Annotated in this window: 10 protein-coding genes; 3 read left to right on the top strand and 7 right to left on the bottom strand. The window is 59.6% G+C overall.

Annotated elements, in window-relative coordinates:
* Positions 1 to 322 precede the first annotated feature (322 nt).
* Together katG and GOW48_RS21595 are read right to left on the bottom strand one after the other, a co-directional pair.
* Positions 323 to 2,524, bottom strand: coding sequence for a catalase/peroxidase HPI (gene katG / locus GOW48_RS21600; RefSeq protein WP_170756136.1), 2,202 nt, complete (start codon positions 2,522 to 2,524; stop codon positions 323 to 325).
* Positions 2,525 to 2,763: 239 nt separating this feature from the next.
* Positions 2,764 to 3,609, bottom strand: a complete 846-nt coding sequence (locus GOW48_RS21595) for an SDR family oxidoreductase (RefSeq protein WP_170756135.1) — start codon at positions 3,607 to 3,609, stop codon at positions 2,764 to 2,766.
* Positions 3,610 to 3,699: 90 nt separating this feature from the next.
* On the opposite strand from GOW48_RS21595, the gene GOW48_RS21590 reads away from it, so the two are divergent.
* Positions 3,700 to 4,332: a class I SAM-dependent DNA methyltransferase gene (locus GOW48_RS21590; protein WP_170756134.1), complete on the top strand. Its 633-nt coding sequence runs from the start codon at positions 3,700 to 3,702 to the stop codon at positions 4,330 to 4,332.
* Here GOW48_RS21590 and GOW48_RS21585 read toward each other — a convergent pair.
* The 3 genes from GOW48_RS21585 to GOW48_RS21575 are packed head-to-tail and all read right to left on the bottom strand — an operon-like array spanning position 4,329 to position 8,274.
* Positions 4,329 to 5,108 (bottom strand): carnitinyl-CoA dehydratase, encoded by a 780-nt coding sequence (locus GOW48_RS21585; protein WP_170756133.1) that lies wholly within the window; start codon positions 5,106 to 5,108, stop codon positions 4,329 to 4,331. The genes GOW48_RS21590 and GOW48_RS21585 overlap by 4 nt on opposite strands.
* Positions 5,105 to 7,117 (bottom strand): acetate--CoA ligase family protein, encoded by a 2,013-nt coding sequence (locus GOW48_RS21580; RefSeq protein ID WP_170756132.1) that lies wholly within the window; start codon positions 7,115 to 7,117, stop codon positions 5,105 to 5,107. The genes GOW48_RS21585 and GOW48_RS21580 overlap by 4 nt, the downstream gene beginning before the upstream one ends.
* Positions 7,114 to 8,274 (bottom strand): acyl-CoA dehydrogenase family protein, encoded by a 1,161-nt coding sequence (locus tag GOW48_RS21575; RefSeq protein WP_170355736.1) that lies wholly within the window; start codon positions 8,272 to 8,274, stop codon positions 7,114 to 7,116. Before GOW48_RS21575 ends, GOW48_RS21580 begins: the two co-directional genes overlap by 4 nt.
* 77 nt (positions 8,275 to 8,351) lie before the next feature.
* Here GOW48_RS21575 and GOW48_RS21570 point away from each other — a divergent pair, with 77 nt between their 5' ends.
* The gene (locus tag GOW48_RS21570) at positions 8,352 to 9,293 is read left to right on the top strand and encodes a GlxA family transcriptional regulator (RefSeq protein WP_170756131.1); all 942 of its coding nucleotides are present in this window, start codon (positions 8,352 to 8,354) and stop codon (positions 9,291 to 9,293) included.
* Here the strand turns inward: GOW48_RS21570 and GOW48_RS21565 are convergent.
* Together GOW48_RS21565 and GOW48_RS21560 are read right to left on the bottom strand one after the other, a co-directional pair.
* Entirely contained in the window at positions 9,290 to 10,279 is a 990-nt protein-coding gene (locus GOW48_RS21565; protein WP_170756130.1) for a sterol desaturase family protein, read from the bottom strand. The two genes, GOW48_RS21570 and GOW48_RS21565, sit on opposite strands and share 4 nt — an antisense overlap.
* 10 nt (positions 10,280 to 10,289) lie before the next feature.
* Positions 10,290 to 11,045, bottom strand: coding sequence for a class II aldolase and adducin N-terminal domain-containing protein (locus GOW48_RS21560; protein WP_170756129.1), 756 nt, complete (start codon positions 11,043 to 11,045; stop codon positions 10,290 to 10,292).
* A 109-nt stretch (positions 11,046 to 11,154) separates the two neighbouring features.
* Here GOW48_RS21560 and GOW48_RS21555 point away from each other — a divergent pair, with 109 nt between their 5' ends.
* Positions 11,155 to 12,030, top strand: a complete 876-nt coding sequence (locus tag GOW48_RS21555; protein WP_170756128.1) for a LysR family transcriptional regulator — start codon at positions 11,155 to 11,157, stop codon at positions 12,028 to 12,030.
* Positions 12,031 to 12,043 lie beyond the last annotated feature (13 nt).

Below are 12,043 nucleotides of genomic sequence, written 5' to 3'. Positions count from 1 at the left end.
CCGTCAGCACCGTCTCCAGCGCCCCAGCACCGCCTCAGCAGCGCCGGTGAAGGGGTATTTACGGATTAGGTCTGGGACCTGCAACCCCCATTTTGAAAAAACTTTACATTTCTCAGAAGAAACTCCCTGACCTTAATAAAAACAATAAGTTACATTCACAAACAGGATCAAATACCCGACCATGGACGCGTCTTAATCCTGAAGTACGATCACTTTCTGTGGAATCGTACCCAATGCTTGGTACGCCTGCTGGATCCAGCCAAAAGAAACGCCGCCCGAGTTCCCCCGCGCGGCGTCGTTTTGTGAGTGGTGGTAGTCTTAATTATTTCAGGTCGAACCGGTCTGCGTTCATCACCTTGGTCCAAGCGGACACAAAGTCGGCGGTGAACTTGGCTTCGGCCCCGGACTGGCCATAGACCTCGGCCAGCGCCCGCAGTTGCGAGTTCGAGCCAAAGACCAGATCGACGCGAGTACCGGTCCACTTGACTTCACCGCTGGCGCGGTCGCGGCCCTCATAGACACCCTTGCCTGCGGGTTTCCATTCGGTGCTCATGTCCAGCAGGTTGGTGAAGAAGTCGGTGCTGAGCGTCCCAACCCGATCCGTGAACACGCCGTGCTTGGTATCGCCGAAATTGGCACCCATCACACGCAGGCCACCGACAAGTGCTGTCATCTCGGGCGCGGACAGGGTCAGCAGCTGGGCTTTGTCGACCAGCAGCTCTTCGGGTGAAACGGTATAGTCACCTTTCTGGTAATTGCGGAAACCATCAGCGATGGGCTCCATCACAGCAAAGCTATCGACATCCGTCTGGTCCTGCGACGCATCAGTGCGGCCCGGAGTAAACGGAACCTCGACATCCTGACCGCCAGCCTTGGCCGCCTGTTCGATACCTACGGCACCGGCCAGAACGATCACATCCGCCAGCGAGACCTTTTTGCCGCCCGACTGCGCATCGTTGAACGCGGCCTGAACACCCTCGAGCGCGGACAGCGCCTTGGACAATTTCATCGGCTCGTTCACATCCCAGTCTTTCTGGGGGGCAAGGCGGATACGGGCACCATTGGCACCACCGCGCTTGTCCGACCCGCGGAAGGTCGAGGCCGAAGCCCAAGCGGTCGATACCAGTTCCGGCACCGACAGGCCGGTTGCCGCGATCTTGGCTTTCAGGTCGGCTACGTCCGCGTCATCCACCAGATCGTGATCCACAGCGGGGACGTTGTCCTGCCAGATCAGCTCTTCGGTCGGGGCCTCTTCACCGATATAGGCCGAGCGGGGGCCCATATCGCGGTGGGTCAGCTTGAACCATGCTCGAGCAAAGGCATCGGCGAACTCTTCCGGGTTTTCGTGGAAGCGTTTCGAGATCGGGCCATAGATCGGGTCCATGCGCATCGCCATATCGGCGGTGGTCATCATGGTTTTGACCTTTTTCGACGGATCATGCGCTTGCGGGGCCATGTCTTCTTCTTTGACGTTCACCGGCTCCCAGATCCACGCGCCCGAGGGGCTTTTGGTCAGGTTCCAGTCATAGCCGAACAGCAGGTCGAAATAGCCGTTGTCCCACTTAGTGGGGTTGGCCGTCCACGCGCCCTCGATCCCCGAGGTGGTGGTGTCGTCACCCTTGCCCGAGCCAAACTTGTTAATCCAGCCAAAGCCCATCTCTTCAATCGGAGCGGCCTCTGGATCGGGACCGACCAGATCGGGATCACCCGCACCATGGGCCTTACCAAAGGTGTGGCCACCTGCGACCAGAGCGACAGTTTCCTCGTCATTCATCGCCATACGACCGAAGGTGTCGCGGATATCACGGCCCGAGGCCAGTGCGTCGGGCTGTCCGTCCGGACCTTCTGGGTTCACGTAGATCAGACCCATCTGCACGGCGGCCAGTGGGTTTTCCAGATCCCGCTCGCCCGAGTAACGGCTATGCGGGTTGTCCGTCGGGGCCAGCCATTCGGTTTCCGAACCCCAATAGATGTCCTCCTCTGGGGCCCAGATATCTTCGCGGCCACCGGCGAAACCAAAGGTTTTGCCACCCATGGATTCGATGGCACAGTTGCCCGCCAGGATCATCAGGTCGGCCCAGGAAATCTGGTTGCCGTATTTCTGCTTGATCGGCCACAGCAAACGGCGCGCTTTATCCAGGTTGCCGTTGTCCGGCCAGCTGTTGAGCGGCGCAAACCGCTGGTTACCGGTCGAAGCACCGCCACGGCCATCTGCCGTCCGGTAGGTGCCCGCGCTGTGCCACGCCATACGGATGAAGAACCCGCCGTAATGGCCATAGTCCGCAGGCCACCAGTCCTGCGAATCCGTCATCAGCGCATAGAGGTCTTCCTTCAGCGCCTTCATGTCCAGAGCCTTGAACGCTTCGGCGTAATCGAAATCCGCATCCATCGGATTCGAGGCCGGTCCGTGCTGATGCAGGATCGACAGGTTCAGCTGGTTCGGCCACCAGTCCCGGTTAGACCGGGTTCCTGCGCCGTGCATGACAGGGCATCCGCCTGCTTTGGGGTTATCACTTCCGTCCATGTCGATCTCCATTCCTGGCAAAATTCCGGCGCTGTGGCGCCGCTAAAAACTCGGTCGGTCAAGAACACATATAGATGACACTTTTATCCATCCTATAGGCGCCGCGAAAATTCGCGCAGGCAGCAGGGCGGGCAACAGCGACTCTCGGGTCTTGTCGACGCCACTCCTAGCAAATTCAAGCTATGCTAAAAAGTTTTGTTTTCGGATGATTATGATAACTAAAAATTATCGCAAATAGATCATCCGTCTCGCGTTAATGAGTCCAAGCCAACCCGGTAATCAGGATACAGAAGCTTCACGCCCAGTTCATCCTTGATCCGGTCGTTCCTGACGCGCTTGTTCTCATTGTAGAAGCTACGCGCCATGGGGGTTAGTTCCGCCTCATCAAACGGGACCGCGGGTGGTAGAGGCAGCCCCTGCAATTCCGCCGCATAGGCAATTACGTCTTGTGGAGGGACCGGCTCATCATCGCAGACGTTATATATGGCCCCCGGATTGGGCGCAGACATGGACGCAGCAAGAACCTGCGCAATGTCGGCCACATGAATGCGAGAGAATACTTGACCCGGCTTGATGATCCGCCGCATCCCAACGCGTTTCAGTTTGGAAAATGGACCGCGTCCGGGGCCGTAAATCCCGGCCAACCGAAAGATATGGGTCGGCAGGTTCGGAATACTCAACCATTGTTGCTCGGCTTGAACCCGCCATTTGCCGCGTTGGGCCGTGGGCGTCGCAGGCGTGGATTCATCCACCCACGCACCTTGATGATCACCGTAAACGGCGGTTGTGGACAAGTATCCAACCCACTTGAACTGTGCAGCCCGTGCCGTGATTTCGTCTTGCAGCGCTGCCAGAACCGGATCGCCATCAGCATTGGGTGCCGTTGAGATCAGCAGATGCGTCACCCCGTCCAGATTGACCTGTTGTCCCGGCCAGACAACTGGTTCCGCCCCAGATGCCCGTAAAGCCGGTGATTGCGCCGGATCCCGCGTGGTTCCGATAGCCCGCCATCCATTGGGCGCCAGCAGTCGCGTCAACTCCTGCGCGGAATAGCCATGACCAAACGAAAATAGAGTACCTGTCATGCCGCCATTGATGATCCGCAAATCCACCGGATGCAAGCGGGGTCAACGGGATACTTGATTCGAATCTCTCAATGCGCCTTTCTTTTAGGCATGAGTGACAAAACCTCCGATCTGCACACGGCTTATGCGCTAGAAACACCCGAAGATAACCGACGGCTATATGCCGAATGGGCCGGGGACTATGACGAAGGCTTTGCCACCCGAGAGGATTACCAGCTCCATATCCGCACCGCCCGCGCGTTTGTCGGCGCAGGAGGTCAGGGTCCGGTGCTGGATGTCGGAGCCGGAACAGGATTGTGCGGAGCCGTTCTTGCAGGTTTGGGTGTCGGACCTATCGACGCCACCGATATCAGCGCCGAGATGCTGGATCAGGCCATGCGCAAGGATATCTACCGCGACGCGATAGAAGCTGACCTGAACGAGGGTATCCCGGTTCCGCGCGAAAACTACTCGGGCGTCGTGTCGTCAGGCACCTTCACCCATGGCCATCTGGGCCCCGAGGCTTTGATGCCCCTGCTGCGCGTCGCCCGCCCCGGAGCGCAATTCGCCCTGTCGATCAACGCGCAGCACTATGAAAAACTGGGGTTTGCCGAAGCTCTGCACAAACTGGCACAGGGCCAGATTAGGAATCTCGCCCTACCCGAGGTTCGAATCTACGGCGAACTTGCCAACGGCCCAAACAAGGACGATACGGCTTTGATCGCCCTGTTCGAACGAGTTTAGCGCCCCTTCCAGACCGGATCGCGTTTTTCAGCAAAGGCGCGAGCACCTTCCAGATTGTCCTCGGACCCGTACAGAGTATCCACGGTCGGCAACTGCCGCCGTGTGATCCGGTTCATGGCGTCCTGAAACTTGGAGTCTTCAGCCTCGCGCACAATCTCTTTGATCGCGGCATAGACCAGAGGCGGCCCGCTGGCCAGCAAACGCGCCAGTTCCCATGCGCGGTCCATCAGCTGATCGCCGGGCACGATCTCGTTGACGAGGCCCCAGGTCTTGGCCTCATCCGGGGTGAACCAGCGGCCCGTCAGTAATAATTCCATCGCGATGTGATAGGGGATGCGCTTGGGCAGTTTGACACTGGCCGCATCCGCAACGGTGCCGGATCGGATTTCGGGCAGGGCGAAGCTGGCGTGATCTGCGGCGATGATCATGTCCGCGCTCAGCGCCAATTCCAGCCCGCCACCGCAGGCAATACCGTTCACGGCGGCAATCACCGGCTTGTTCATATCGCGCAGCTCTTGCAACCCGCCGAACCCGCCCACACCATAATCGCCATCCACTGCGTCGCCATCCGCCGCAGCCTTCAGATCCCAGCCGGGGCAAAAGAACTTGTCGCCGCCGCCGGTGATGATCGCCACGCGCAGGTCCGGGTCATCGCGGAAATCCCGAAACACCTCGCCCATAACGCGGCTGGTGGCCAGATCAATCGCATTCGCTTTGGGACGGTCCAGAGTGACCTGCAATATAGCGCCGTCGCGCTGGGTTTTGACCGGGTTCATGTGCGTGCCTTTCGGATCAGTGCATCCACCGCCACGGCCCCTTTAGGCCCGCAGATAAGCGGATTGATTTCAACTTCGCTGACATGGGTTGCGTTGGCAATGACATAGGCCTGCACGGCCTCGACCGTATCCAGGATCGCGCCCATATCTGCGGCGGGCTTGCCGCGATAGCCAGCCAACAACGGCGCACAGGCCAGCTCGCCCAGCGCCTTTTCAACTACATTCCGAGGCGACGGGATCAGCAGAGACACCGAGTCCCGTAGGATTTCCGTCAACACCCCGCCAGCGCCTAAGGTCAGAACATAACCATGGGCCGGATCGCAGGTGACACCGATTAGCAACTCGGCAACGCCTTCGGGCGCCATTTCCTCGATCAGAACTTTATGGGTGCCGATCTGGGCCGCGACCGCCGGCAAATCGCCCACGCTGACCCCTAACTGAACCGCCCCGTGGTCTGACTTATGGGCCAGTCCAACGCCCTTGACGGCGAAAGGACCGGTCAGGTCACCCGCGCTGGCGGCATCGGCCTGAATCACCAACCTTTTTGGAGTGGACACACCGAAGGCTGCAAGCTGGTCCTTGGCCTCCGCCTCGGTCAGCGTAAGGTTTGGATTGGCAGTACTGGGAAGGACCACCGGATCAGAGTCCTGACCTGCAGGGCGCGCCGCCGCTTCGACGGCCGACAGTGCCTCATGCAGCCCGGCGAAGGGAATAACGCCGCCATCCATCAGTCGCTGCGCGACGTGCTCGGGCATCAACTCGGGCAGAGTCGCCGTTACTGCAAAGGGCCGCCCGGTTTGTGCCACGCAATTCAACGCGGCCTGCGTCGCACAGGTCCAATCGGTTTGATCAGTGTGCGGATAGTCCACAATGGCCATAGTCAGTGCCTGTTCTGGCCCCATCATCGCCGACCAGGCGCGCGTCATCGCCTGCGTGTCGCGCCAGATATAGGTGTGGTAGTCCAGCGGGTTCGCCAGCGCCACCATCGGCCCCAATGCCGCGCGCAGATCGGTGCGTTGCGTATCCGTCAAAGGCGGAAAGTGCAGATCGCGCCCCTCGGCCATATCCGCGGCCAAACTGGCCTCGCCCCCCGAGCAGCTGATCGTACCAAGCCCGTTGCTGTCCAGACGCCCGGTTACATGCAACAGCTTGAGGCATTCCAGAAAGCTGGGGATGTCATCCAAGCGGGCAATCCCCAACCGATCCAGAAACGCCTGCGCACCCGCGTCTTGACCCGCCAGCGAGGCCGTATGCGAAATCGTTGCCGCCTGGGCATGGACCGACCGACCCATCTTCAGCGCGACAATCGGGACACCGCACTGACGAGCCTTTTTAGCCAGCGCCTCCCATTTGCGCAGATCGCCAAACCCTTCGATATGCACGCCGATGGCCGTAATGCGGTCGTCATCCAACAACGCCGAGGCAATCTGGGCTTGATGCGTCTGCGCCTGATTCCCACAGGTCAGCATGAAGGCCAACGGCAAAGCGCGGCGCTGCATGGTCATGTTGATGGCAATGTTCGAGCTTTGCGTCAGGATCGCGACTCCGCGGTCCACAGGTCGCATGCCGTGCTGATCGGGCCATACGGCCACGCGATCCAAACCGTTAATGAAGCCATAACAATTCGGACCCAATATCGGCATCTCACCAGCGGCGGCGATCAGTTGATCCTGCAAGCCCGCGCCTGATTGGTCTTCGGCCTGAGCCTCGGTAAAGCCCGAGGCAAAACAGACCGCGCCGCCTGCACCCATCGCGGACAGAACCGCAACCGCCTCGACGGTCGCGTGGCGGTTGATCCCGATAAATGCCATGTCAGGTGCAGAGGGTAAATTTTCGAGCGTTGCGAACGCCCGCTCCCCAGCAACTTCGACCGCTTTGGGATGGACCGGCCAAATCTCGCCCTTGAACCCGAATTTGCGGGCCTGCTCGATGACCGCCGCACACCACGCGCCTCCGCCGATCACGGCGATGGTTTTAGGGTTCAGCGCTCGGGCCAGCGCTGTCGTCATGCGCCCAGCGCCCGCAGCAGATCGCGGCTGATGATGTGGCGCTGAATCTCGCTGGTTCCGTCCCAGATGCGTTCGACACGCGCGTCACGCCAGAATCGCTCCAGCGGGTAGTCGTCCATCAGACCCATCCCGCCATGCACCTGAATCGCCGCATCTGTCACCCGGGCCAGCATTTCCGAGGCGTACAATTTGGCCGAGGCGATCTCACGGTTGGCGGGCAGCCCCTTGTCCAGACGATCGGCGGCGGCAAGGGTCAGCAGATCGGCGGCATCAATCTCGGTGATCATGTCTGCAATCTGGAATGAGACGCCCTGAAACTTGCCGATCTTCTGGCCGAATTGCTCACGCGTGGCGGCATAGTCCAGCGCATAGTCGAACGCCCGCCGCGCGCGCCCAACCGACATTGCGGCAACGGTGATCCGGGTGGCGTAAAGCCAGGTGTTCATCACCTCGAACCCGCCATCGACCTCGCCCAGAACCTGTGCATCCGGCAATCGGCAATCGTCGAAGTCCAGCACCATGTTCTTGTAGCCGCGATGGCTGACCGACTTGTACCCATCTCGGATTGTGAAGCCGGGGGTGCCGCGATCGACCAGAAAGGCAGTGATGCGTTTCTTGGGGCCTTTCGGTGTCTGATCTTCACCGGTTGCGATGAAGACGATGATAAAGTCTGCATGTTCCGCGCCCGAGATGAAGTGCTTGGTGCCATTGACCACCCAGTCGCCCCCATCGCGCACGGCAGCGCATTTCATCCCCCGCACGTCCGAGCCCGCACCGGGTTCAGTCATCGCCAGCGCGTCCATTTTTTCACCTCGTACGGCAGGCATCAGGTAACGGTCGACCTGATCCCCCTCACACGCCATTAGAATGTTCTGAGGCCGCCCGAAGAAATGGTTCAGCGCCATTGATCCCCGGCCCAACTCGCGTTCGACCAGTGCGAACTCCAGATGGTTTAGCCCGGCACAGCCGACGCTTTCGGGGAAGTTGCAGGCATAAAAGCCCAACTCGATCGTCTTGCGTTTGATCTCGGCGGCGATCTCGTGCGGAACCTCGCCGGTGCGCTCGACCAGCTCTTCATGCGGGTAGATTTCGTTTTCGACAAAGCTGCGAACGGTCGCGGCGATCATCTCTTGTTCGTCGGACAGGCCATATTGCATCTGGGGTCTCCACATCTGGGGTTGCGGGTATCCTGACGTGGCTTGCCAAGCTGAACATGCAGAAATATACCTAAATCATGCAAAGATGGATCAAATTCCCCGCTGCGCCGCAGCAATTCGGAGTGCTTCTGTTCGACGGCTTTTCCAACCACTGCCTGGCGAATACGGTCGAACCCTTGCGGGCTGCGAATTCCATCGCTGGGCGCAAACTGTATGACTGGCAATTTCTGTCACTAGATCGTGCGCCCGTCACGTCATCTTCGGGGCTGCAAGTCGCACCACATGACATCTTGCAGAATGCACGGGGCGATACGTTGCTCGTCATGCCCTCTTACGGGTTTCGCGCCCATGGCGGGTGGCGGACGCTAGCGGGGTTGCGATCCGCAGCGGGGCGTTACAGTGCGCTGGCCGGGCTGGACACAGGAAGCTGGTTGTTGGCGCTGGCCGGATTACTGGACGGGCACCGTGCGACGATCCACTGGGAAGAATTGGGCAGCTTTACCGAGCGGTTCCCCGAGATTGACGCACAGCGCGAACGCTACGTGATCGACGGCGACCGCATTACCTGTTCTGGCGCGATGGCGGCGTTTGATCTGGTGCTGCACCTGATTGGGCGAGACCACGGGCAGGCTTTGGCGCTGGAGGTAGCGCAGCTTTTTATGACACGCGATTCCGCAAGGTCTCATTCCGGCGGGGCAGGTGCGACCAGCAGCTATGTGAACAAAGCGCTGGCGCTGATGCAGGAACATTTGGAAACGCCCTTGCCTATCCCCGAGATCGCCCGCCGGGTTGGACGATCGCAAAAGGCGCTGGCGGCCCGAATGCAAACCGAACTGGGCGCAGGCCCCGCACAGGTCTATCGCCGCCTGCGCCTGAACCTGGCCCGGAAGCTGGCAGCCGAGACCGACCTGACCATCGCCGAGATCGCCCTGCGCGCAGGCTATGACGACCCCAGCGCCCTGACCCGCGCTTTTCGGACCGAGTTCGGGACCACCCCGCGCGCAATGCGATCCGGCTAGGTATACATCTGCTTTTTATAGGCCCGCGTCCGCGTCGTCGCCTCGGCAGACCCATCGTGATAGGTGCCAAACCACTTGTCGAAAGGGATTTCTGAGGTGCCATAGTTGCACTCGAAATACCGGTGATGAAGCTGGTGGAAAAAGTCCCCCGCACGGGCCGCTTCAGTTTCTCCGGCTTTCAGCTTTTCAAACCCTGAATGAGACAGAACCGGGCTGATCTGCTGGAAATACGTGTGAAACAGCAGATGCAGAGGGTGAGACGGCACGATCAGATGGATGAAATAGGTCGTGAAATACAGCAGGTTTTCATACCAATGGTTCGATATCCCCGACCACGGGCCGATATTGACGTTGCGGTGATGCACGGCATGGACATGTTTATAAAGCTTAGGGTGATGCTCCAGCCGATGCACCCAATAGAAATGCAGGCCAGACCACATCGGGATGAACAACATCCAGACGACAAACCAAATCGGCGCACTGGCCCAAGTGACTGTCGGCACATATCCGTTGGCCATCGCCCAATAGATCACCCATTGATACACGGTCGCCACGGTCATGGCGCTGCCCAGCGTCCACCAGATATTGTCCCAGACCTGATTGCGGAAGGTGAAATTGCCGTTGTCTCTGGTCAGGTCGCGACGGTCGAACTTTTTGTACATGCCCTGCCCCTTGCGCATGTAAAGCCACCAATGCAGCCCGCCCGCCACCAAGATCTGAGGCACCATGTTCAGCAGCCAAATGCGGAACATCCACCCCGGAGCAAAGCTCTTCGTCGACTCTAACCCAGGGAAAAATACGACATAGGCAATGACCGCCAGCCCCATACACAGGGTCAGTGAGGTAATCTGCAACCAAGCTCCACTGTACCACTTCAGCACAGAGGCGGGGCGCGGAGGCCACGCGAACAGCGGGTTCAAACCCACAGGGCCTTCGGGGTGATAGTGCCAGCGGGCGGCTTCGGGGTCTTGTGCAGTATCAGTCATGGAAATCCCTTTAGCTGGCGTAGTCCGAACCCTCTGCATCCAGCAGAGCCTTGATTTCCCGCAGATGCGCCTCGGCCTGATCGGGGTAGTCGTCAAGTTCCCGCGCGGTCTTTTCCGCAATCTCATCGGACAAGACACGCAGGGGCTGGCCGGTCTGCAGCGCGCGGATATATGTCTCGGCCGCACGTTCGAAATAATAGAGGCGGTTGAACGTATCCGCCGGATCGCTGCCCGTCACCAACACGCCATGGTTGCCCATGATCATGACCTTCTTCTTCGGGTCCGACAGCATCGCGGCGCAACGCTCACCTTCGCTTTCGAAGGCCAGCCCGCCGAATTCCTGGTCCACCACATAGCGGTTGTAGAAGGTGGCAGTGTTCTGGTCGATCGGCGGTAGGGTGCTATCGGCCAACGAGGCCAGAACGGTTGCAAAGATCGAATGCACATGCATCACACAGCGCGCATGCGGGCAATGGCGGTGAATCGAGCCATGCAGACCCCAAGCGGTCGGGTCGGGCGCGCCGGGCTGATCCATCACGTCGGGATCATTGGCATCTAGCAGCAACAGGTTCGATGCCTTGATCCGTGCGAAATGCATCTGATTGGCGTTCATCAGGAACTGCGTTCCGTCCTCGTTGACGGCTAAACTGAAGTGGTTGGCCACGGACTCGTGCATGTTCAGGCGTTCGGTCCAGCGGAAGGTGGCAGCCAGGTCGACCCTCTCGGGCCAGTGGTCGATATTAGGACGCAATTCGGTGACGGTCATGGCGGGCTCCTCCATCTGGTTTCTCAAGAAGGTGGCGACGCGAGGCGGATTTGACCAACGAAAAAATCGAACCTATTCCATTAGCTGAACTAATGATGAGGTTATGCCAATGCAGACATCGCTTCCTCCGCTGGGTTGGCTGCGTACGTTCGAGGCCGCCGCGCGACACTTGTCGTTCACCGGTGCGGCGCGTGATCTGAACATGACGCAAAGCGCGGTCAGTCAGCAGATAAAATCGCTTGAGGGTTATCTGGGCCAACCTCTGTTTCTGCGCCGTCCTCGCGCGCTAGAGCTGACCGAGGCCGGAATCACCTATCTGCCCGTGGTGCGTGAGGCGTTTCGCACGCTGGTGCGTGGCACGCAGGCCGTCACCGGCGCGCAGCAGAACGCGGTTCAGGTTCAAAGCAACATCACTTTTGCCGTGAACTGGTTGGGACCGCGCCTGCCCCGGTTCCGGGCTGCGCACCCGGATGTGCAATTGAACATCTTCACCGAACTCTGGGAGCCGCGCGAAATGGCCGAGGGCGCGGCGGTCGAAATCCGCTATTCCCTGCGCCCGTCCGACACGGTGCGCACCGAGTTACTGCGCACCGATCACTATTACCCGGTCTGCGCGCCGGGCTATGAAGTGCGGCTGGAAGATATTCAGGAACAACCCCTGTTTGACTGCTCGAACCTGCTGTCGAACTGGCAGAACTGGATCAGTGAACAGGGTCTAAATTGGGAAAATTCGCCCATAACCTATTCAACAACCTATCTGGTTAGCCTGTCTGTTGCGATGGCCGGGGGTGGGTATTGCCTGACCCATGACACCATAGCTCGCGACCTGATCGAGCGCGGACAACTGGTGGCCCCGTTTGAGTACCGCGCGCAGATGCCCGAGGCTTATTACCTGCTGCTGTCGCCTCAGGCCGAGGAAACGCCGGGTGCCGTCCTGTTCGCCGATTGGGTAAGGCAGGAAATTGCCCGCGATCTGGCGGGGTAGGCGCTCCCGCCCA

It is taken from the genome of Ruegeria lacuscaerulensis (genome assembly GCF_013033355.1).
Lineage (GTDB): Bacteria > Pseudomonadota > Alphaproteobacteria > Rhodobacterales > Rhodobacteraceae > Ruegeria > Ruegeria lacuscaerulensis_A.
The sequence above is the reverse complement of the archived record's forward strand: the minus strand, read 5'-3'. Positions and strand labels throughout refer to the sequence as shown.